Source organism: Alcanivorax sp. (assembly GCF_002726155.1).
Taxonomy (GTDB): Bacteria; Pseudomonadota; Gammaproteobacteria; order Pseudomonadales; family Alcanivoracaceae; genus Alcanivorax.
Genome location: NZ_PBSH01000039.1, coordinates 177,936 through 198,101, shown reverse-complemented (window position 1 = coordinate 198,101; position 20,166 = coordinate 177,936). Strand labels below are relative to the sequence as shown.

General features: G+C 56.1%; 22 protein-coding genes. 8 read left to right on the top strand and 14 right to left on the bottom strand.

Going from position 1 to position 20,166, the window contains the following annotated elements; translation table 11 throughout:
- Positions 1-703: polyamine aminopropyltransferase (gene speE, locus CL546_RS12725; RefSeq protein WP_290495557.1), on the top strand; the 703-nt coding region annotated here is incomplete at its 5' end.
- Positions 704-854: 151 nt separating this feature from the next.
- Here the strand turns inward: speE and CL546_RS12720 are convergent.
- Both CL546_RS12720 and CL546_RS12715 read right to left on the bottom strand, forming a co-directional pair.
- The gene (locus CL546_RS12720) at positions 855-3,176 is read right to left on the bottom strand and encodes a tetratricopeptide repeat protein (RefSeq protein ID WP_290495555.1); all 2,322 of its coding nucleotides are present in this window, start codon (positions 3,174-3,176) and stop codon (positions 855-857) included.
- Positions 3,177-3,436: 260 nt separating this feature from the next.
- Positions 3,437-4,093: a glutathione S-transferase family protein gene (locus CL546_RS12715; RefSeq protein WP_290495553.1), complete on the bottom strand. Its 657-nt coding sequence runs from the start codon at positions 4,091-4,093 to the stop codon at positions 3,437-3,439.
- 163 nt (positions 4,094-4,256) lie between these two features.
- On the opposite strand from CL546_RS12715, the gene CL546_RS12710 reads away from it, so the two are divergent.
- Positions 4,257-4,508, top strand: coding sequence for a type II toxin-antitoxin system Phd/YefM family antitoxin (locus CL546_RS12710; protein ID WP_290495551.1), 252 nt, complete (start codon positions 4,257-4,259; stop codon positions 4,506-4,508).
- Positions 4,505-4,759, top strand: coding sequence for a Txe/YoeB family addiction module toxin (locus CL546_RS12705; protein ID WP_290495548.1), 255 nt, complete (start codon positions 4,505-4,507; stop codon positions 4,757-4,759). Before CL546_RS12710 ends, CL546_RS12705 begins: the two co-directional genes overlap by 4 nt.
- 53 nt (positions 4,760-4,812) lie before the next feature.
- Here CL546_RS12705 and CL546_RS12700 read toward each other — a convergent pair whose 3' ends face one another.
- On the bottom strand, positions 4,813-5,400 hold the full coding sequence (locus tag CL546_RS12700; RefSeq protein WP_290495546.1) for a 2-hydroxychromene-2-carboxylate isomerase: 588 nt from the start codon (positions 5,398-5,400) through the stop codon (positions 4,813-4,815).
- 198 nt (positions 5,401-5,598) lie between these two features.
- Positions 5,599-6,324 (bottom strand): SDR family oxidoreductase, encoded by a 726-nt coding sequence (locus tag CL546_RS12695; protein WP_290495544.1) that lies wholly within the window; start codon positions 6,322-6,324, stop codon positions 5,599-5,601.
- 116 nt (positions 6,325-6,440) lie between these two features.
- On the opposite strand from CL546_RS12695, the gene CL546_RS12690 reads away from it, so the two are divergent.
- The gene (locus CL546_RS12690) at positions 6,441-6,920 is read left to right on the top strand and encodes a winged helix-turn-helix transcriptional regulator (protein ID WP_290495542.1); all 480 of its coding nucleotides are present in this window, start codon (positions 6,441-6,443) and stop codon (positions 6,918-6,920) included.
- A 134-nt stretch (positions 6,921-7,054) separates the two neighbouring features.
- Here the strand turns inward: CL546_RS12690 and CL546_RS12685 are convergent, their stop codons facing one another.
- Together CL546_RS12685 and CL546_RS12680 are read right to left on the bottom strand one after the other, a co-directional pair.
- Positions 7,055-8,956, bottom strand: a complete 1,902-nt coding sequence (locus CL546_RS12685) for an amidohydrolase (RefSeq protein ID WP_290495540.1) — start codon at positions 8,954-8,956, stop codon at positions 7,055-7,057.
- Positions 8,957-9,227: 271 nt separating this feature from the next.
- Positions 9,228-10,160, bottom strand: a complete 933-nt coding sequence (locus CL546_RS12680; RefSeq protein ID WP_290495538.1) for a LysR family transcriptional regulator — start codon at positions 10,158-10,160, stop codon at positions 9,228-9,230.
- Between the two features lie 106 nt (positions 10,161-10,266).
- On the opposite strand from CL546_RS12680, the gene CL546_RS12675 reads away from it, so the two are divergent.
- From CL546_RS12675 to CL546_RS12665, 3 genes are all read left to right on the top strand, one after another.
- Positions 10,267-11,130 (top strand): SDR family oxidoreductase, encoded by an 864-nt coding sequence (locus tag CL546_RS12675; RefSeq protein WP_290495536.1) that lies wholly within the window; start codon positions 10,267-10,269, stop codon positions 11,128-11,130.
- A 3-nt stretch (positions 11,131-11,133) separates the two neighbouring features.
- Entirely contained in the window at positions 11,134-11,811 is a 678-nt protein-coding gene (locus CL546_RS12670) for a histidine phosphatase family protein (protein WP_290495534.1), read from the top strand.
- A gap of 201 nt (positions 11,812-12,012) precedes the next feature.
- Positions 12,013-12,765, top strand: coding sequence for an SDR family oxidoreductase (locus tag CL546_RS12665; RefSeq protein WP_290495532.1), 753 nt, complete (start codon positions 12,013-12,015; stop codon positions 12,763-12,765).
- A 76-nt stretch (positions 12,766-12,841) separates the two neighbouring features.
- Here CL546_RS12665 and CL546_RS12660 read toward each other — a convergent pair whose 3' ends face one another.
- From CL546_RS12660 to CL546_RS12630, 7 genes are all read right to left on the bottom strand, one after another.
- Positions 12,842-13,210, bottom strand: a complete 369-nt coding sequence (locus tag CL546_RS12660; protein ID WP_290495530.1) for an endonuclease domain-containing protein — start codon at positions 13,208-13,210, stop codon at positions 12,842-12,844.
- 207 nt (positions 13,211-13,417) lie between these two features.
- Positions 13,418-14,260: a PqiB family protein gene (locus tag CL546_RS12655; protein ID WP_290495527.1), complete on the bottom strand. Its 843-nt coding sequence runs from the start codon at positions 14,258-14,260 to the stop codon at positions 13,418-13,420.
- Positions 14,247-14,771, bottom strand: a complete 525-nt coding sequence (locus CL546_RS12650) for a paraquat-inducible protein A (RefSeq protein WP_290495526.1) — start codon at positions 14,769-14,771, stop codon at positions 14,247-14,249. Before CL546_RS12650 ends, CL546_RS12655 begins: the two co-directional genes overlap by 14 nt.
- A complete protein-coding gene (locus CL546_RS12645; RefSeq protein ID WP_290495524.1) occupies positions 14,761-15,378 on the bottom strand; it encodes a paraquat-inducible protein A in 618 nt (205 codons plus the stop codon). Before CL546_RS12645 ends, CL546_RS12650 begins: the two co-directional genes overlap by 11 nt.
- 269 nt (positions 15,379-15,647) lie before the next feature.
- Complete coding sequence (locus tag CL546_RS12640) at positions 15,648-17,000, bottom strand: DEAD/DEAH box helicase (RefSeq protein WP_290495522.1); 1,353 nt, start codon at positions 16,998-17,000, stop codon at positions 15,648-15,650.
- Between the two features lie 208 nt (positions 17,001-17,208).
- On the bottom strand, positions 17,209-17,424 hold the full coding sequence (locus CL546_RS12635; protein WP_290495520.1) for a DUF1653 domain-containing protein: 216 nt from the start codon (positions 17,422-17,424) through the stop codon (positions 17,209-17,211).
- Positions 17,421-18,134: an alpha/beta fold hydrolase gene (locus CL546_RS12630; protein ID WP_290495518.1), complete on the bottom strand. Its 714-nt coding sequence runs from the start codon at positions 18,132-18,134 to the stop codon at positions 17,421-17,423. Before CL546_RS12630 ends, CL546_RS12635 begins: the two co-directional genes overlap by 4 nt.
- Positions 18,135-18,381: 247 nt before the next feature.
- Here CL546_RS12630 and rloA3 point away from each other — a divergent pair, with 247 nt between their 5' ends.
- Positions 18,382-18,948 carry a retropepsin-like aspartic peptidase RloA3 gene (rloA3, locus tag CL546_RS12625; RefSeq protein ID WP_290495516.1) on the top strand — a complete coding sequence of 189 codons (567 nt, stop codon included), beginning with the start codon at positions 18,382-18,384 and terminating at the stop codon, positions 18,946-18,948.
- Between the two features lie 178 nt (positions 18,949-19,126).
- On the opposite strand, the gene CL546_RS12620 is transcribed toward rloA3, so the two are convergent.
- Positions 19,127-20,023 (bottom strand): recombination-associated protein RdgC, encoded by an 897-nt coding sequence (locus CL546_RS12620; RefSeq protein ID WP_290495514.1) that lies wholly within the window; start codon positions 20,021-20,023, stop codon positions 19,127-19,129.
- Positions 20,024-20,166: the final 143 nt, after the last annotated feature.

Genomic DNA, 20,166 nt, shown 5'->3' with positions numbered 1-20,166 from the left:
TGGCGCCACCATGCTCTCCACCCGCGACAACTTCCTCTACCACGAGATGATGTCGCACCCGGTGCTGTTCAGCCACGCCAACCCCAAGCGCGTCATCATTATTGGTGGCGGCGACTGCGGCACCCTGCGTGAAGTGCTGCGGCATCCGAGCGTGGAAAAAGCCACCCAGATCGACATCGACGAAATGGTCACCCGCTACTCCGAGAAATACTTCCCGGAACTGTGCGAGTCCAACGGCGACAGCCGCGCCGAACTGCTGTTCGAAGACGGCGTGCAATACATGCGCGACTGTGAAGACGGCAGCGTGGACGTGATCATCGTGGATTCCACCGACCCTGTGGGCCCGGCAGAAGGCCTGTTCAAGGCCGACTTCTTCCGCGATTGCCACCGCGTGCTGGCCGAGGGCGGCATCATCGTGCAGCAATCCGAATCCCCGCTGCTGCACAGCGATACCATCATCAAGGACCTGCACGCCAACATGCGCGAAGCGGGCTTCACCACCACCCAGACCCTGCCCTTCCCGCAGCCGGTATATCCCAGCGGCTGGTGGAGCTGCACCCTGGCGGGCAAGAACACGGATGTAAGCGAATTCCGGGAAACGGACGCTATCGGGAAAGGGTTTGATACGCGATATTATTCAGCGGCGATTCATAAGGGGGCGTTGGTGATGCCGCCGTTTATGGAGAAGGCGATTAAGGGCTAAGAAGCTAAGAAGCTACGAGCTACGAGCTACGAGCTACGAGCTACGAAAAAAGAATGCCCTTGTCTTCGTTGGAAGCAAGGGCATTCTTCATTAAAAAAGCTTTTGAGAAATGGGAGACCTGACTCTAATCATCCGAAAGGCGAGAAATCTCTTAGCTGTAACTTTCCGAACCAATCCAATCTAGAACCACTAAAGCCCTACTTTTCAAATCTTGTCGACCGCTTTTGATAATAGTATTTAGCGTATAAGTACACTTTCTCAACTTCTGTCTAAGATGCTTATCTTTTTGCGAATCGTTCAATTTTTCAAACTTTTCTTTCATTTTTTCCATAAAATTGAGAGATTCTTTATAATTTCCAGCTTTCGACAAATCATCAGCTCGTCTATATAAAACCTGAATTTCTGTATCGATATACATTTTCACCAAGTGTGAATAAGCATCATTTATTCCTTCAGATATTGAGTCCAGTATCTTCTGTGTTTCATCAAAATCATGCTGAAAAAGAAGCCCCCTTGCTAGAGCAAGAGAAACCTCAACCGAATCGGGATCCGATTTACTCGCAAGCCTAAACTGCTCAACAGCCTCATCCAAACTTTCTTCAGAATACAATAGAAATTTTCCAAACCAGTAATGAAGTTGAGACGTCGCTGGAGAAAGAATAATAGCCAGCTTATATTGCTCTCTAGCATCAGAATAATTTCCACTTTTCTGATAAAAATAAGCCATAAATCTAGCAACCTCAAAATAATCAGGGGCCAGCCTCTGAGCCTCCTGTAGAATCTCAAAGGCAACATCGTGCTCCCCATTCGATATATGATTTTGCGCATCATATAACTTCCTAGCTATAACTCTATCCGACTTATCTCTAAACTTAATATTTCTAGGTGAATATTTGTTCCCTGTTCTTCGACTCATTTGATCTTCAAACATAGAATTAAGCTTATTTCTTTTTCCTCTTATTTCTCTCTGAAAACTCTGCGATGGCTTATGATGCTTCCCTAGATAAGCTCGAGCCAATTCCGAAAGCTGATAGGTCGTTTTTACACTTGCTCCTTTTGTAACAGATGCCTGAGAGAGCATATTTGTTGCCATTAACTCTTGGATTGCTTTTTGAGCCTGTATAGCTTCAAAGTCATTTAGGTACGTCAGCTCAGGTATATCCCGAAGCCCTGGAGAACACTGCATGGAGCTGGTCAATTTTTGCGCATCAGGAGAAAGATACTCGTAAACATTGGACATGCAAAATTCCAAAAAATCGTCAGAATTCTGAAGAACAGTTTCTGGACTCATTCCTGTCTGCACCGAGCTAACGAACCATTTTATATAACTCGGATTTCGATGCATTCTGTTGACATAGAGACGAAGCGTAGCCTCTTTCAACTTAGACAAAGCATCTACACCTCTTATTTTCGCCACTGACCGCAAAAGTTGAGAGGCATAAGACTCTTCAATACCCTGAAGTTTAATAGGATACTCATAAGCCCCCAAACCTATTCTAGATGTAATGATAATCTTACTACCCTGAGGAAGAGCACCAACAAATTCTCGAATATTTTCATCCAAAATTGTTTCTAGGTTATCGATAAACAAAGCAATTTTGAATGTCGCCAGATACTCAACAACCTCATTGAGGTTGCTTTTATCGAAATCATCCCCAACAACCTTTCTACCAATTTCATGAATAACACCAATAGAGCTATCAATTGCCCCTTTTATTTCCCTTATTTCGTTTAGAGTTATTTGTGTGGTTTTAGATGTAACCCACACAACAGCGTCAAAAGGAGAGCTTTTATCTATTAACTCATAAGCCACCTTGAGAGCCAAGGCTGACTTCCCAATACCCCCTTCACCAACAATTGATATTACGGGAAACCCACCTAAACATAGCTGCTTAACCTTCTCGACTTCATCATCGCGACCAATCAATCCAGTCTCATCAAAATCAGGTATAGGAAGGTTGTTATTTATAGATGCATCATCATCCAAGTTAACGATATCCAAAGACAGCACAAAGCTAGGGTCTTTATCAAGCCTTTTAAGAGTACCCTCAATGCCGGGCCACGAAACAGAATCGTCTAGCTTTAACAGCTTATTGCAAAACTCACTTATTATTGGAAGATCATCAAAATTCAAAGGGCGTATATGCATAACCCTATTCCTTATAGATATAATAATCTCCAGATCTTTTGTTACTGACCTTATTAATTTTGAAATATGCTCAGGGAAGCGGGATTTATTAGAGTTGATTGTCTGAAAAGTATCCCCGAGATCAAAATAATCAATTAAGTCATTTAGCCCTATATCGCTAAAAAGCTCACCAATATCCTTTTCAATTCTTCCCTTTGCTCTTTCAAACAAAGCTTGATCGATAATATTTTCGTCAAATAAATGGGTCTTCACTAAAGAGCGAAAATCTTCCTCAATTGCTGCAACCAAAGCGTAAATTGTCATTCTCGTTAAATTAAACGCCATTTCATTTCCTTTCTGATCAAACAATGCATATCAAGCTAGCTCAGCAGGGCTGCCAGCACATATTTCTCTAGCACAGAGGAAGCGGAATATTTTTACGGAAACCAGCCGCAGGCCAGCACAAAGATAAACAGACAGGCATCCCTTCCCCCGATTCGCTTTCGCAGGCCATGCCACCTTGGCTGACCGGTTGTTATTTGTGATCCAGTTCCGAATCTACACAATGCACCCGCACAAATAAATGCACATGGGGAAAAGTCTGTTTACGGCTGGCCCTCGGCCTTGTCGGCGGCGGCGAAGTGGGCCATTTGGTCGGCGTGGGCCTTGATAAAGGCCGGGCGGGCGGTGGCGCGGGTGATGTAGGCCCGGCAGGCCGGGTGATCTGACAGGCCGTCGAAGCGGTCTACCAGGCGCAGTACGTCGACCATAAGAATGTCTGCGACAGAGAAAGTATCGGTGAGCCATTCACGACCGGTGAGTGTGGTTTCCATCTGCTGGAGCCGGGCGGCGAGGAAAGCATCCAGGTGTTGCCGGCCCGGGGTTGGCTGGTTATCGCCGGCGAACTGGTAGAGGGACCAGGGCAGGCTGGCGGCTTCCACGGAATTGAGGGCGGCGAACAGCCAACTGATGACCGCGCTGCGGGCGTTCGGGTCGGTGGGCATCAGCGATTCACTGCGTTCTGCCAGATGCAGAAGGATAGCACCGCTTTCGAACAGCAAGAGATCGCCATCGGTGAGCCAAGGCACCTGCCCGAAGGGCTGATGCGCAAAGTGATCGGCGCCCCGTTCGTGGAACGGAACACTCTGCACCCGATACGGCAACCCGGCCTCTTCCAGCGCCCAGCGCACGCGCAGATCTCGCACGTAACCCCGTGGCATGTCGGGCACCCAGTCATAAGTGGTAAGGGCAAGATCCGTCATAGCGCGCTCCCTCGCGTTAGTCTCTTTTCAAGACCCTGAATCTACACAATATTGGGGCGTGACGACACGAAGCCCAAGTAATCGCCAGCGCTCTGCGCATTGCCAACTCAAGACACGTACAGTATCCTGTACGCATTGATAGCCCCGCGCAGGAGTACATTTTATGGATGCAATCAGCTATACGGCAGCCAGGGCCAAACTGGCAAAAACCATGGAGCAAGTCTGTGAAGACCACTCTCCCGTTATTATCACCAGGAGCAAAGCGCCTTCCGTGGTAATGATGTCCTTGGAGGATTACGACTCTCTCCAGGAAACCGCTTACCTGTTACGCGCCCCGAAAAATGCGAGACGTTTGCTTGAGTCAGTGGCAGAGCTTGAAAATGATGGCGGCCAGGAACGGGACCTCATTGAATGAAGCTCACGTTTTCCGAACACGCCTGGGAGGACTACCTTTACTGGCAAAAGACAGACAAGAAAGTCATTCGGAGAATCAATCTACTGATCAAGGAAATCCAGCGCACCCCCTTTGAGGGAATCGGGAAACCTGAGCCACTCAAGCACAGCCTCTCAGGTTATTGGTCCCGCCGGATCACTGATGAGCATCGCATCGTTTACAAGGTGACAGAATGCTCGCTCCTGGTGGCCCAGCTTCGCTACCACTATTAAGAGCAACAGCTCCGCAACCATAAGCGAGCACTTCTTTTCCCTGTAGCTTGCAGCTATTTTTTCACTTCTTCCTCAACAAAATCCAGCCGGTCCTGCCCGAAGAACATTTCATTGCCCACAAACATGGTCGGCGCGCCGAACACGCCGCGCTTGATGGCAGCTTCGGTATTCACCTTGAGCTGCTCTTTCACTTCGCCGCTGGCGGCTTTGTCCAGCCAGGCTTGCGCATCCAGCCCTGCCTCGTTGAGCACGCGGGTGATTTCGTTCGCGTCTGACAGGTTGCACGGCTCGCGCCACATGGCGTTGTAGAGGGCGGTGATCACGGCATCCTGTTCCGGGGTGCCGATGGCGGCGGTGATGATGCGCATGGGGGTGATGGTGTTCACCGGGAAGTGCGGGTTCATGGTGAGCGGCACCTGGTAGCGCGCGGAGTAACGGGCCAGGTCGCGCATCATGTACATGCCTTTGGCGGGAATGGTGCCGGGGGCTTTATTGCCAATGGCCTTGAAGATACCGCCCAGCAAGACGGGGACGTAGACCAGTTCAGCGCCGGTGCGCTCGCACAGGGCGGGGAGTTGGCTCCAGGCCAGGTACGCGGTGGGGCTGCCCACGTCGAAGAGAAATTCGATTTTTTTGCTCATTGGTTTTGTCCTTTCTGATTGTCATGTAGGAGCGACGCTTGAGTCGCGAAGCCGGCGGTGGAATTCGCGACTCGAGCGTCGTTTTCGCTGCGCTCACCCCTTTCGGGGCCGCCCTGCGGGCGTTGCTTCGCTGCGCTACGCTCCTACGGCGGGTTCTGTTTCAGCGTGTTGCGTGTTGCGTGTCGCGTGTTGCGTTCTTTAAAACGTCTCCATCCACGGGCGCAGGTCGATTTCGTGGGTCCAGGCGTCGCGGGGTTGTTGGTGGAGCATCCAGTAGGTGTCGGCGATGTGTTCCGGGTTGAGAATGCCATCCTGTTCTTTCTGGGCATACTTGGCCGGGAAGTTGTCGCGGATAAAGGCGGTGTCGATGGCACCATCGATGATCGGGTGCACCACATGAATCCCTTCCGGCCCCAGCTCCCGCGCCATGCTTTGCGCCAACGCGCGCAGCGCAAACTTGGCACCGGAAAAGGCGGAGAAGCCCTTGCCGCCCCGCAGGGAGGCGGTGGCACCGGTGAAGATGATGGTGCCCTTGTTGCGCGGCACCATCACGCGGGCGGCTTCGCGGCCCGCCAGGAAACCGGCGAAGGCGGCCATCTCCCAGACCTTGCGGTACACCCGGGCAGTAGTTTCACGGATGGAGAAGAACACGTTGGCGCCGATGTTGAACACCACCACTTCCACCGGGCCGACCTCTTTTTCGATGGTGTCGAACAGCGCCACCATCTGCTCTTCGTCGCGGGCATCGCAGCCGAACGGACGGGCTTTGCCGCCGGCGGCTTCGATCTCCTGCACCAGCGGCGCCAGGGCGTCTTTACTGCGGCGGGTAACGCAGACGGTGTAGCCTTCGCGGGCAAAACGTTTGGCGATGGCGCCACCGGTGGCATCACCGGCACCGATTACCACTACGGCGGATTCTGGCATGGGGCCTCCTGTTCTTCATCAAGGCAAGAAGTAAGTTCCAATTAGGAACTGATAGTCGATTCTTTTTGGGAACCCGTCAAGCGGGTATGATCAGAAAATGTTCCCGGAGGTTTACTATGCGCTGGCAAGACATCGACCAACAGCCCTGCTCACTGGCCCGTTCACTGGCCATTATTGGCGATAACTGGACGTTGCTGGTGCTGCGTGACTGCTTTCTGGGTGTGCGCCGCTTTGATGACTTTCAACAGCGTCTCGGCGTCACACGCCACGTGCTCAGCGATCGTTTGCGCAAGCTCACCGATGGCGGCGTGCTGGAAAAAGTGGCCTACCAGGAACGCCCCCTGCGCCACGAATACCGGCTCACCACCATGGGCCGCGACCTCTACCCGGTGATTGCCCACCTGGCCCAGTGGGGCGACAAATACCTGGCCGACGAGGCCGGCCCCCCGCTGGTGCGCGTGCACCGCCAATGCGGCGAACCGCTGGAGGCCAAACTGCAATGTGGCCATTGCGGTGAGAACGTGGAGCCCAAGGACATTCGCCTGGAAGAAAACCCGCACTGGGCCGGGCAATTATTGCCGACCAAGGCGGGCTAGAGGCTTTGTCGGATTACGCCTTTTAGGCTAATTCGACCTACCCGACTACCAAACCACGCTTCAGGTAGGTCGTGTTCACCCAAGGGCACAGAGAGGCGTAGCCGTAACCCGACATTGAGCGTTGCGAGAAAGACTCAGTGCTCAGTACCGTTGAGCGCATGGAAGATGTGCTCCAACGCCGGGCCAAAGCAGCCATCGGCACCGTAATGGCCATGACTTGCCGGCCACTGCGCCTGCGCCAGGGACACACCCAGCGGCGGTGCCACTAACGCAGTGGCCGCAGCGGCGGCTTCATCATCACTGCGCTGATAAATGCTTTCCCCTTCCTTGATGGTTTCCAGCACGGTCAGTGAATGCAGCGTTTGCGGCTCCACGTCCAGCGGGTTATCCGACAGCACTACAAAGTCCGCCAGCTTGCCCACTTCGATGGAGCCTTTGCTGTCTTCTTCAAAGTGCTGATAGGCGGACCAGATTGTCATGGCCTTGAGTGCCGTCATCACGCTGACTTTCTGAGCGTCCCCCAGCACCTTGCCACTGCGGGTGGTGCGATTCACGGTGGCATCCAGTACGCGCATGGAGTTGGGCAGCGCTACCGGGGCATCGTGATGGGTGGTAAAGCGCATGCCCGCTTCCCGAACCCAGCCGGTGGGCGAAATGTTCTCCGCCCGTTCCGGGCCGAGCACGGAATCGCGGTGCCAATCCCCCCAGTAGAAAGTGTGCATGGGAAACAGGGAGGGGAAGATTCCCAGGGTTTTCAGTTCGGGAACCTGATCCTGGCGCAAGGTCTGGCCGTGAATCAGCACCGGGCGCACATCCACACCGGGCACGGCTGCTTCGGCTTTTTCCCAGCCCATGATCATCTGGTCGATGGCGCGGTCGCCGTTGGCGTGGGTCAGCGTTTGCCAGTGGTTTTCCAGGGCCTTGGTGTACACCTCCACCACTTTTTCATCCTTCACCACACCGTAACCGGCATAGTCATCGGCCTTGCCGTGGGGCGGCTTGTAGTAGGGTTTGGTTAGCCAGGCCGTTTTACCCTGGGGAGAACCGTCCAGGGTCAGCTTGATGCCACCGATGCGAAAATGGTTATGGTACTGCGGTGTGCTGTCCACGTTGTGGTAGAACGGCGGCACCATCAGTTCTTCCACCCCCTCATTGAGGATATCCGGGTAGGACACGATATCCGCTTTCAGCACGCCCGCCTGAGCGGCGCCCATGGCGACTTTCACATGCTGTGGTGAGCTGCGGCCATCCTGCAGGGTGGTGTAGCCGAAACGGGTGTACAGCCGCTCGCCTTCCTTGAGCATGGCCACGGCTTGCTCGCCGTTCATTTTCGGGAACAGTTTACCCAACGCCATAAAGAAGGCATTTTCTTCCAGCAAACCAGTGGGCTCGCCGGTTTTCGGGTCTTTAACGATAACGCCGCCGGGCGGGTTCGGGCTGTCGGTGGTGATGCCGATTTTTTTCAACGCCGCGCTGTTGAGCACCCCGAAGTGGGCGCTTTGATGCACGATCAATACCGGCGTATCAGCACTGACCTGATCCAGTTCTGCACGGCTGGGGTGGCGCTGCTCCGCCAGCTGGGAATCGTCATAACCGAAGCCATAAATAATCCCGAACTGTTTGTTCAGTTCCGAGGTTTTGGCAAACGCCTGCAAGGTAGAAACGAGATCGCCCACGCTGCTAATGCCACCATCCGGCGGCGGTAACAGGTTGGCGCTCATGGCCTGGAAGCCGACAAAAGACACATGGCCATGGGCGTCCACAAAACCGGGCAGCAACGTCTTGCCTTGCAAATCGTGCAGGGCCGTAACCTCACCCTGGTAGCGCATCACGGCGTCTTTATCGCCCACGGCCACAATACGACCGTCGCGTACAGCCACGGCCTCGGCGCGAGGCGCATCATCGTTAACGGTCACCACCGGCCCATTGAACCAGATGGCTTCGGCCGGAGGAGGCGGCGGCAGATCGGTCTGACACCCGAACAAGGCGGTTACTGCCAGGGCACCCGGCAGCCACTTGCTGATGGAATATTTCATTACTCTCCCTTTTTCATTTCTTATCAATTTTTCAAACGTTGTAGCGCCTTTCGACACTAGCAAGCCTGGGAGAGAAGCAATAAACGGAACCTTATAAAAATGTTTCAAAGCCGGAACGGCGTCGCGTTTGCGAGCACCGTTAGGGTGTGTCGGATTACGCCTTTCAGGCTCGCTGTGCCCTTGGGTAAACACGACCTACCAAAACTCCCTTTTAGGTAGGTCGTGTTTACCCAAGGGAACGGAGAGGCGTAGCCGTAACCCGACAGAGCACCTACAACGAAGGCGCGCTTAGCTGGATTTCGTTCTGCATGGTTTGCAGCTGGGCCAGCACTCGCTGGCGCAGCCAGCTGTGCGCCGGGTCCGCACTCTGGTCACGGTGCCAGTAAAGGTGCATTTCCAGCCCGGGTAATTCGCCGGGGAACGGTTTCAGCACCAGGCCCTGACGGCTCAATTGCCCGGCCAGGCTGGCGGGCATGGTGAGCAATAAATCGGTTTGCTGCACGGTGCTGAGCGCCGCCTGATAATGCTGACACCGCAGGCGGATATGACGCCGGTAGCCCTGCCGGGCCAAACCAAAATCTTCCAGCCCCGGCCCTTCGCGACGGGACGATACCAACACATGCTGGGCGGCCAGATAGTCAGGCAGATCCATGCCTTCGGCCAGCGGATGCGACTCACGCATCATTACCACCAGCGGGCCATGCAGCACTGCCTCATGTTCGATGGCTTCCGGCAGCGCCAGCATCACATCGCAGGCCAGATCCAGCCGGCCGCTGGCCAGCTCGGTGGCCATTTGCCGGCGGCTCACGGTGAGTGACTGCAACTTCACCCCCGGCGCTTCATCCATGAACTGGCTCATCAGCGCCGGCAGCAGCCGCCCTTCCAGCCCGTCACGCAGGCCCAGCACGAAGGTGCGCTCCGCCTCGCTGGCATCGAAACCACCCTCTTCGCTCAGGCAACGCTGGAACCCGCCCAGCGCGTGGCGCACAGGGCTGACCATGGCGCGCGCTCTGGCGGTGGGCACCATGCGGCTGCCTTGACGGACAAACAAGGGGTCATCCAGACGGTCGCGCAGCCGCCCCAGGGCATGGCTGACCGCCGGCTGGGTGAGGTTGAGCACCTTGGCCGCGCGAGTCAGCGAGCCCTCGGTGTAAATGGCATCGAAGACCACAAAGAGGTTTAGATCGAATCGCGAAACATGCATCAGATTTATCCAGAATTATTGCAATGATTCATTGGATTTATTGAAACGCGGTCTCTAGCATCGGTCAATGGGCATCTATCATTCATTTTTGTAATACAGACAAACTATGAGCACATCGGCAAACACCACCACATCTCCCCACGCGCAGCGGGTACTGATTACCGGCGGTGCCTCCGGGCTGGGCCGCGCCATGGCCGAAGCCTGGCTGCGCGATGGCGCACGCGTCCTGATCGGCGACGTGAACCAGGAGCGCGCGGCGGAAACCCTGGCGGCCCTGAAGGATCTGCCCGGGGAATTGCAGTACCAGTATCTGGATGTGCGCGATGCCGCCAGCTTCAACAATTCACGGGAATGGCTGGAACAGAACTGGGGTGGGCTGGATGTGCTGGTCAACAACGCCGGGGTGGCTGGCGCCGCCCGCATCGACCGCGGCGACATGGCCGACTGGGACTGGATTTTCGATATCAACGTGAAAGGCGTGGTGCGTGGCTGCAAGGTATTCGTGCCGATGATGAAGCGCCAGGGACATGGCCACATCGTCAACATTGCCTCCCTGGCCGGGCTGCTGAATGCGCCGGTAATGGGCAGCTATAACGTGACCAAGGCTGGCGTGATTTCCCTGTCCGAAACCCTGCGTTTCGAACTGGCGCCCTATGGCATTCATACCACCGTGGTCTGCCCCGGCTTTTTCCGCACCAATCTTCACGAGTCCATGCGCACCCCGGAACCGGGCATGATCGAAACCGTGGACAAACTGCTGTCCAGCGACGAGCTCAACGCCCAGCAGATTGCCGAGATGATCAAGCAGGCGGTGGCCAGGCAGCAGTTTTTCCTGCTGCCTCACAAGAGCGGCCGTCGCGCCTACTGGATGAAACGGTTCATGCCGTTCGTGTTCAACCGGATCATGCTGAAAGGCGCAGTACGCCTGCAGCGCAAACTGGAAAAAACCGAACAAAGAAAAGAGCACTAATTTATGCCGGTGATTTACCTTATTCGCCACGGACAGGCCAGCTTCGGCAAGGAAGATTACGACCAGCTTTCCGAGCCAGGCTGGGAACAGAGCCGTATTCTTGGCCGCGCCTTGCAGAACCAGTCACTGGGCTTTCCCCGAGCCATCTGCGGCACCATGCGCCGCCACCGGGAAACCGCGGAAGCCACGCTGGGCGAGCTGGGCCTGCCCAAAGAATGGCACACTGACACCGGCTTTAATGAGTACAACCACGAAGAGCTGCTCGCCGTGGACTGGCCCCTGGCCACCGACCGCCCCGCGCTCACCGCCTGGTTAGCGGAACAGGAACAACCCCGCAAGGTGTTCCAGGCGCGCTTTGAGCAGGCCCTGCGCCGCTGGCAGCGCGGCGAAGGCGACTACAGCGAAAGCTGGCCTGCCTTTCGTGAACGGGTGCTGGCCAGCACCTACAGCCTGGGCAACAGCCTGAGCAGCGGCGACAGCGCCCTGGTATTCACCTCCGGCGGCGCCATCAGCGTCATCATCCAACAGTTAATGGCTCTGGATTCGGAAGCGCTGATCACCTATAACCGCAACCTGATCAACACCAGTGTGACCCGCGTGCTTGTGAACGCTGGCAAGTTACGGCTAGTGTCAGTGAACGAACACCTGCACCTGCCCAGCGAACAGGTGACGTATAGATAGTTTCGAGTTTCGAGTTTCGAGTTTCGAGTTTCGAGTTTCGAGTTTCGAAGAGAAGAACCCACTCCAACTGAAAGCCAAAGGCTTTGCGTTAACGCTTTTGATTTTCGCAACTCGCTACTCGACACTCGCTTCTGAGTTGCTGCACTCAGACCCATGCCGCAAAGCCGCGCTTCTACCAACACCTTCTATGGAGAAATAATCATGCCCGTCCGCAAGAACATTCTAATCACCGGCGCCAGCTCCGGCCTTGGCGAAGGCATGGCGCGCCTGTTTGCGGCCATGGGTCGCAACCTGGCGCTGTGTGCCCGGCGCATGGATCGGCTGGAAACGTTGAAGGCCGAGCTGGAAGAAAAACATCCCGGCATCAAGGTGCTGATCAAGCCGCTGGACGTGAACGACTACGATCAGGTGTTTGCGGTATTCGACGCCTTCCGCACGGAACTGGCTGGCATCGACCGCATTATCATCAACGCCGGGATGGGCAAGGGCCAACCCCTGGGCACCGGGTATTTCTACGCCAACCGCCAGACCGCCGAAACCAACTTCGTGGCTGCGCTGGCACAAACCGAAGCCGCCATGGAAATTTTCCGCGCCCAGAACAGCGGCCATTTGGTAATGATTTCTTCCATCAGCGCCATGCGCGGCATGAAGAAAAACCTGACCACCTATGCGGCCACCAAGGCCGGCGTGGCCATGCTGGCAGAAGGCTTGCAGGTGGAACTGCAGAATTCACCGATCAAGGTTTCCACGATTTTTCCGGGTTTCATTCGCTCCGAGATTAACGAAAAAGTGAAGAACACCCCGTTTCTGGTAGACACCGAAACCGGTTGCAAGGCACTGGTGAAAGCCATCGAGAAAGAGCCGAAGAATGCGTCGGTGCCTGGATGGCCCTGGGGGCCGCTGGGGTTTGCTATGCGGAATTTACCGTTGGGGATGGTCGGGAAAATAATGTAAGAAGCAGCACGCTGCAATGAGGTTTGAGGTCAGCGAGAAAGAGGATATCGTCGATTATTAAACCCCAGCCTATCTATTAGGTCCCCTCTCCCTTGAGGGGAGAGGGACAGGGAGAGGGTGATACGGCGCTGAAGATTACCTCCAACACCTGATCTGTATTGTTCAAGATATCGTTATTCCAAAATCTGAGAACGCGAAAGCCTTCAGACTTTAACCAGGAATCACGCACCTGATCCGTTTCGCTTTCATTGTGCTGACCGCCGTCAGCTTCAACAATCAGCCTCGCCCCAAGATGAACGAAGTCAACAATGTAGGGCCCTATCGGTTGCTGGCGTCGGAATTTCTGTCCATTTAGCCGATGCGCGCGCAAGTGTTTCCATAGAATGCGTTCGGCATCTGTCATGCGAGTTCGCAAATCCTTTGCGAAGCGGTGACGGTAATCCATTACTCTGCCTTTTGAGCTTCTTGTGCGTTGTAGCCTCACCCTCTCCCTGTCCCTCTCCCCTCAAGGGAGAGGGGACCCTCTAGAAAGGGGAGAGAGGTTTGTGATGGTGCACTCTTTTCCTGCATCCTTGCAGATAAACCCATGCCTATGCATGGATCTCCACTCCATCAACACCCTATCAGTATGGGAGAAGATTTACCTTCACCCCTACTGCCACTTCATAATCGGCGCCCACTCTCGCCAGTCGTCTTCCGGTTGTTTGTACAAATCAAACCGCTCCCCCGCTTTCGCCAGCGGACCCGCTTCGGGCGGGGTGGCGAAGCTGATACCGCCACGGAGTAAATTTTCCAGGGAGCTGGCCTGCACTTCCGCGCCCTTGAACAAGCCGATGTCTACGGTCAGTCCGGAGCTGTTCCAGAAGCGGGTATTGCTGCGCACCAGTCTCGCGTATTTCGGCTCGATAATGGCCTGAATTTCCACAAAACGGCCATCCTGACTGAGTTCACTTTCGCCAATGGTGCCCACCTGCAAGTCGCGGTAATAAATCTTGCGTCCTTTTTTCAGTGACCCCAGATGGTCTGCCACCAGCGTCACTTTCAGCCCCAGATTCGGCTGTTGCTCCGGGGGCGTTTCCAGCCCTTCAAATTCCTTTTCGGGCTCGCCTTCGCCCGGCTCCACGGCAATATATTTGCCTGACACCAGGGTATCCAGATTCCGCGCACCGGCGATGCCCAGTTCCGGTTCCACAATCCAGAACCGGCTTTTCTCCCGGGCCAGTTTTTCCGCATCCCGGTTCAGGCTGGCATGAACACTCACCTGCTTGAGATCATCGCTCAGGACAATTTCATCCACGCTGCCCACGGGCACGCCCCGGTAGCGCAGATCCACCCCCGGCTTGATGCCTGAGCCATTTTCAAAGGTGATTTCGATCTGCACGTCACGCTGCAATAACTGGTCGTACAACAACCAGCCCGCCACCAGCAGGCTGACCAGAGGCACCAGCCAGATAGGGGAAGGCCAGCGGGAATGTTTCACTTCAGGCGTGTCCATGGTCCGCTCCGTCAGGGTCTTGAATCCATAATTGTTGGGGGGAGAAAGCGTGGGCCGACAACATGGTCAGCACCACCGCCAGGGCGAAAGCGAGAATACCCGGCCCCGGTTCCACCCGGGCCAGATTGCCGAATTCCACCACCGCCGCCAGCAGCGCCACTACAAAGACATCCAGCATGGACCAGCGACCAATCCAGTACACCAGCCGATAGGCACGGGTACTGATCCGTGGATTATTTTCGTGGGGAACCCGCCAGTAGATCACCGCCAGCACCAGCACCTTGAAGAACGGCACCAGCAGGCTGGCAATAAAAACAATAATGGCGATGCCGGGCATGCCGGCTTCGAACAGTTGCCAGATACCATCGGCAATGGTGCTGGCTTTGCCACGTCCGGTTTCAGTGACCGCCATGATCGGTAGCAGATTGGCCGGCACCAGCCAGACGACGGCGGCAATCAGCAACGACCAGGCCAGCGCTCGCTGCTGCCCCGGGGACACATCAGTCGCCATTGCGCGCCTCCAGTAACCGTTGCAGTTGATCCGGCTGTGCCAGGGTTTCCACAATCAACCGCAACAACACCGCTACCACCAGACAAAATAGCCCCGGCCCCGGGGTCACCGTGGCCATGTCACCCAGCTTGGTCATGGCGATAAGAATGCCGAGCAGAAAGATATCCGTCATGGCCCATTCCCGACTGTGCCGGTAAACCTTCATCCAAAAAGGGGCGGGCTGCCCTGTCGACGACGTATGATCGCGGGCAGCCCACAACAGGCGCCCTGCTGACAGCAGATTCAGCAACGGCATGATCACCAGCGTAAACAACAGCAGCACCCCGACAGGAAAGTAAACGCCCTCCATAAGCCGCAAGACGCAATCCAGCAAGCTCGCCTCACGGTCCAGGCCGAGGTTTTCCAGGCGCATCAGCGGCAAGATCAGCGCCGGCAGCCACAACACGGCGGTGGCCACGGTCAGCGCAAGCAGGGAGTCGGGCCGCAACGCCCAGGCACCACTCAGCTGGGAGTCACAACGGGGGCAACGCCAGGCGCCACGGGCACGGCGAGCAGGCACAGCAAGCTGCGTGCCGCAATCCGGGCACTGCAGTGCATCAGCAGACATCGGCTCCACTCTCCTGTGTTCCGGCACAGCCACCTCCTTGGAATAACCGTACCAGAATGACGGCAAAAGCGCCGAAAGAACGTGAAAGGGGCGGGAATTTTACGGAGTTTTAAAGAGATGCATCATGCTGCACGCTGCACGCAACAACGCGAGCAGGGTGATTCAGGTGTTGAAACGTAAGAGGCCGCGCTGAATATTACGGCGCGGCCTCTTAGGTTTATATCACCACAGTCCTTGATCGTGTTGTTGCGTGTTGCGTGAAGCGTCTCTTAATCCAAAGGCCCGGGGGTCTTTTTCCGTTTCACTGTGGCGAAGCCACCCTTGGTGTCCTGGGTGGGCGGCTTGGCATTGCGTTTGGGTCTGGCGGTTTTTTTCTTGGCACCGGATTTCTTGATGCCTTTTTTGGCATCTTCTTTCTTCTTCATTTTTTTCTTTTTATTGCCGGCGGCCTTGCCGTTGGACTTCAGGTTTTTCGGCCCCAGGAAGTTGCCACGCAAGGCTTCCACCAGACGGTATTCAAAGTTCTGGCGCAGGTAGCGTTGAATGCCGGCCATCAGGTTCCATTCGTGGGCGGCGATCAGGGAAATCGCGGTGCCTTCACCACCCACCCGACCGGTGCGCCCAATACGATGCACGTACTCGTCGCCACTGCGGGGCATGTCAAAGTTGATCACCAGATCCAGGTTATCCACGTGAATGCCACGGGCAGCCACGTCGGTGGCGACCAGCACTTTCACGGCACCGGCCTTGAGGCGATCCATGGCCAGCTTGCGGTCTTTCTGGTCTTTCTCGCCGTGCAGCACAAACACTTTCAGGTTGGAGGCCACCAGCACGCCGCCAAGCCGATCCGCCTGCTCGCGGGTGTTGGTGAATACCACAGCCTTCTCGTAGGACTCGTTGGCCAGCAGCCATTGCACCAGCCGCTCTTTGTGCTTCACGTCATCGGCGGTAATGATTTGCTGGCTGACGGACTCGTTCAGGTCGCGCACGGAATCGAGCACCAGCGATTTGGGGTCACGGAGTACGCTGCTAATCATGTTTTCCATGGCGTTACCGCCAGTGGTGGCAGAAAACAGCAGAGTCTGCCGCTCGGCGCGGCATTCCGCAGCCAGACGCAGCACGTCGTCGTTGAAGCCCATGTCGAGCATGCGATCGGACTCATCCAGCACCAGCATTTCCAGGTCCTGCAGGAGCAGGTTGCCCGCGTCCAGATGCTCGATAAGGCGCCCCGGCGTGCCAATCAGGATTTCCGGGTTCTTGCGCATTTTCGCGGCCTGCACCTTGAAGTCTTCACCGCCGGTCAACAGCTCTGCCTTGATAAAGGTGTAACGGCCCAGTGCCTCTACCTGCTTGAGGGTTTGCTGAGCCAGCTCGCGGGTAGGCAGCAGAATCAGGGCACGGGTGTCGGTGCGCGGGCGGGAATACTGGAGCAGCTGATGCAGCATTGGCAACAGGAACGCCGCCGTTTTACCGCTGCCGGTGCGGGCCACCACCCGTAAATCACGGCCTTCAAGCGCTGCCGGAATTGCTGCCGTCTGAACAGGGGTCGGGGTGGTAATTTCCAGCTCGCCAAGCGCCTTGATCAGGCGCTCGTGCAGGTTCAGGTCGGCAAACGAAGACATAACGGGCTAACTCCATGAATAAGGCGGCTATTGTAGCATCCGAGGGAGATTAAAGTGGAAAGTTAAAAGTTGAAACGCGGTGATCCGCACCTCTCAGCCGGAGGGGGTATCGCTTCGCGCTGGCAACATAGCTTGAACGCGCCCTCCGCCAACCAACCCACCAACAGCCCAGCTCGCGCCTTTCAACTTTTAACTTTGAACTTTCAACTCAGTCGCCTATCCGCGCAAAACGGGGTTGCACTTTGCCGTCGCGGTCCACTGTCTCGGTGAACATGGTCAATGGGCGCACCCACAGGGCCTGATCCCCGTAGAGCGGGTGGTAAACCACCACGGTTTCACCGGTCTCGGAATGGGTCGCCAAGCCAAGCACCTGGTACTCGTTACCCTTGAAATGCCGGTAGCGACCGGGTTGTAACTCGCTCATGGTAAATCTCCTGGCAACGGGCTGCGTGGCAGGCGCTCGGCAATGGCCGCCAGCACCAGTGGATTCCAGGGTAGCCCTACGTGGGTCCCCTGCACTTCCACATTTTCTGTCATCGGCCCTTCCTCTTCCTGGCTGCACTGCCAGGCTACGATGCCGTCCTCGCGGGTAAAGATGGCCGTGCACGGCACCGGCGGCGCCGCTATTCGTTGATTGAACGCATCCCGGTCCGCCGGCGGCCGGTTCGGGTTGAACAGATTGAAGAGCGTGGAGACATTGTTGGCCTCCGGGTCGCCATTGATGGGGCTACCCAGGGTGAATACCTGACTCACCTGGTCCGGGAAGGCCCGCGCCAGCTCCCGGGCAAACACCCCGCCCAGGCTCCAGCCCACCAGGGCCACGGGTTGCCCGTGGCGGGTATTGATCGCCTGCAACTGGGAAACTAACAGGTTTTTACGTTTGCTGTTCATGCCCAGATTAGTGCCCTGGGCCCAGCCGTAAACGTTATAGCCCAGCTTGCTCAATGCCCTGCGCAGTGGCCGCGTACTGGCATCGCTGGCGCCAAAACCTGGCACAACAAGCACTGGCTGGCCCTTGCCCAGCGGCAGCTGCCGATGGCCGAGCCCACGCAGCAGATAGCGCCCATAGGCCCACGCGGCGCGGCTTTCACCCAGCAGCAACTTGATGGATGGTGGTGCGATCGTTGTTGTCATCACTGGCCCTCCGGCCTTTTTCCTGGCGCCTGCAGCAGGCCGGTTTATTAACCTGCCGGCAACGGCGCATTTGCAACAATGGTAACCTGTCAGGAAGGGGCGCGGATGGCTGACTGGCGACAGCCTGCAGCCAGAGAGTCAATGATTTGCCGGGGAACGGTCTGCGGCGAATACAGTCATACCCTGCCAACAAGGGTGCACACGGCACCCCGTTTACGAATACGGCTTTCACGATCAAGGAGTGCCCATGAAAAAAGGACTCATCGCTTTTATTACCGCCTCACTGCTGAGCAGCACTGGCTTGGCCATGGCCAAATCTCCGGACAGCCCCAAAGTGTTTGGCTGGGTGGAAAAATCCACCTTGATGCCCTGGGGGGTGGAATTGAAGACCAAGCTTGATAGTGGCGCACTCACTTCCTCCCTGCATGCCACGGATGTGGAGGTTTATGAAAAGGATGGTGAGGACTGGGTGCGCTTTACCGTGGATGTGATGGACGAAGCCACCGGCAAGAAAGCGGAGAAAACCTTCGAAAAACCCCGTTACCGCAAGGTGCTGATTCGCGGGGCCGGTGGCACGGAACGTCGCCCGGTAGTGCTGATGAAGGTGTGCATGGGCAACACCGTGTATGAAGAGCAGTTCACCCTGAACGACCGTTCGGACATGATCTATCCAATCCTGCTGGGTCGCCGCACCATTTCCCACCTGGGCTATCTGGACGTGACCCAGACCTTCCAGCATTCACCGCAATGCGATGAAAACTCACCGGTGAAGATGGACAAGGATCAGCAGGACGATGAGGATATCAACGACTAACGCAAGATGCCTCACGCCTGACGCACCACGCAACAACGCGGGTTAACCCTCTTGGGGCTTGAAAGACTGTGCCCGCGCTGACACCTTCAGCGCGGGCACAGCTTTACTGAAAAAGATAACACCCTTCGCATTCTTACGTGATGAGTGCTACGTGATGCATGCAGCGTGAAGCGTCTCTTTAAACTTCAAAATAGCCGTACAGGCTGTCCAGCGCTTCGCGCAGCACTGTGCCTTGCAGGCTGATACGGGCCTGCAATTCGGCGACCGCATCGTCCGCATCCAGCGCATCGATGTTTTCCTGCAATAGATCCAGCGGCTTGATGCGCTTGATCTCCAGCTTTTCGTTGATATCCAGTTCCAGCGAATCCTGCCACGCCAGATTGATACGGGTGGCGACCATGCCGGTTTCCAGGTGCGCGAGGATTTCTTCCTGCCCCAGATCCACGGCGGTGAACTTCACCGCCGCCCCTTCGTCCTTGACGCCTTTCAGTTCGCAACGGTCACCCAACGTGAAGCCTTCCGGCAACAGCTTGGTATCACGCAGCCAGTTACTGAAGCTGGTGTAGGGGGCCGAGTTCGGCGCTGGGTACGCCACAGGCAGAGAACCGATGGCTTTACGCAGGCAGGCGATCACTTCTTCACCGCGACTGGCGGAGGAAGAATCCACCATCACCCGCTTGCGTTCGGTGTCGATGAGCAACGAGGTGCGGCGTGAACGGGTAAACGCCCGCGGCATCAGCTCGAAGGTAATCTGCTCTTTCAGATCCGCCTTTTCCTTACGCCCCACCTTGCGACCTTCTTCCTGCTGGATGTGCTCCACTTTTTCATCCAGCAGCTCCTTGATCACCGGCCCGGGCAGCAGGCGAGCGGTTTCCTGGTAGGTGCAGAAAATAAACCCGTCAACCGCGTAGGCCATGGGGTCCTGCCCCTTGAGCGGCGGCACAAAGCCTTCCGTGCGTTCGGTCTGTGAACCGCACGGCTGGCAGCGGTTCTGGTCCAGAATTTCATCCAGTTCGGCCACGGAACAGGGGAAGGTTTCTTCGCCCACAAAGACAGTCAGGTTCTTGATCCACATAGAGTTTTCCAAAAGCAGGGGCAGTGAGAAAAGGCACTGCCGATAATGAGGGCGGCCAACGCCGGTCGGCCACAGTAGCGAAATGCCGGGGGCGGCTCAAGCAGGGAAACCGCTGAAGCCATGAATCAGGAAAAGAGAGCGCC

What these genes read in the sequence shown, in the direction of transcription:
- CL546_RS12720 (WP_290495555.1), bottom strand. Translation starts at nt 3,176, where the DNA reads ATGGCGTTTAATTTAACGAGAATGACAATTTACGCTTTGGTTGCAGCA.
- CL546_RS12715 (WP_290495553.1), bottom strand. Translation starts at nt 4,093, where the DNA reads ATGACGGATCTTGCCCTTACCACTTATGACTGGGTGCCCGACATGCCA.
- CL546_RS12710 (WP_290495551.1), top strand. Translation starts at nt 4,257, where the DNA reads ATGGATGCAATCAGCTATACGGCAGCCAGGGCCAAACTGGCAAAAACC.
- CL546_RS12705 (WP_290495548.1), top strand. Translation starts at nt 4,505, where the DNA reads ATGAAGCTCACGTTTTCCGAACACGCCTGGGAGGACTACCTTTACTGG.
- CL546_RS12700 (WP_290495546.1), bottom strand. Translation starts at nt 5,400, where the DNA reads ATGAGCAAAAAAATCGAATTTCTCTTCGACGTGGGCAGCCCCACCGCG.
- CL546_RS12695 (WP_290495544.1), bottom strand. Translation starts at nt 6,324, where the DNA reads ATGCCAGAATCCGCCGTAGTGGTAATCGGTGCCGGTGATGCCACCGGT.
- CL546_RS12690 (WP_290495542.1), top strand. Translation starts at nt 6,441, where the DNA reads ATGCGCTGGCAAGACATCGACCAACAGCCCTGCTCACTGGCCCGTTCA.
- CL546_RS12685 (WP_290495540.1), bottom strand. Translation starts at nt 8,956, where the DNA reads ATGAAATATTCCATCAGCAAGTGGCTGCCGGGTGCCCTGGCAGTAACC.
- CL546_RS12680 (WP_290495538.1), bottom strand. Translation starts at nt 10,160, where the DNA reads ATGCATGTTTCGCGATTCGATCTAAACCTCTTTGTGGTCTTCGATGCC.
- CL546_RS12675 (WP_290495536.1), top strand. Translation starts at nt 10,267, where the DNA reads ATGAGCACATCGGCAAACACCACCACATCTCCCCACGCGCAGCGGGTA.
- CL546_RS12670 (WP_290495534.1), top strand. Translation starts at nt 11,134, where the DNA reads ATGCCGGTGATTTACCTTATTCGCCACGGACAGGCCAGCTTCGGCAAG.
- CL546_RS12665 (WP_290495532.1), top strand. Translation starts at nt 12,013, where the DNA reads ATGCCCGTCCGCAAGAACATTCTAATCACCGGCGCCAGCTCCGGCCTT.
- CL546_RS12660 (WP_290495530.1), bottom strand. Translation starts at nt 13,210, where the DNA reads ATGGATTACCGTCACCGCTTCGCAAAGGATTTGCGAACTCGCATGACA.
- CL546_RS12655 (WP_290495527.1), bottom strand. Translation starts at nt 14,260, where the DNA reads ATGGACACGCCTGAAGTGAAACATTCCCGCTGGCCTTCCCCTATCTGG.
- CL546_RS12650 (WP_290495526.1), bottom strand. Translation starts at nt 14,771, where the DNA reads ATGGCGACTGATGTGTCCCCGGGGCAGCAGCGAGCGCTGGCCTGGTCG.
- CL546_RS12645 (WP_290495524.1), bottom strand. Translation starts at nt 15,378, where the DNA reads ATGTCTGCTGATGCACTGCAGTGCCCGGATTGCGGCACGCAGCTTGCT.
- CL546_RS12640 (WP_290495522.1), bottom strand. Translation starts at nt 17,000, where the DNA reads ATGTCTTCGTTTGCCGACCTGAACCTGCACGAGCGCCTGATCAAGGCG.
- CL546_RS12635 (WP_290495520.1), bottom strand. Translation starts at nt 17,424, where the DNA reads ATGAGCGAGTTACAACCCGGTCGCTACCGGCATTTCAAGGGTAACGAG.
- CL546_RS12630 (WP_290495518.1), bottom strand. Translation starts at nt 18,134, where the DNA reads ATGACAACAACGATCGCACCACCATCCATCAAGTTGCTGCTGGGTGAA.
- rloA3 (WP_290495516.1), top strand. Translation starts at nt 18,382, where the DNA reads ATGAAAAAAGGACTCATCGCTTTTATTACCGCCTCACTGCTGAGCAGC.
- CL546_RS12620 (WP_290495514.1), bottom strand. Translation starts at nt 20,023, where the DNA reads ATGTGGATCAAGAACCTGACTGTCTTTGTGGGCGAAGAAACCTTCCCC.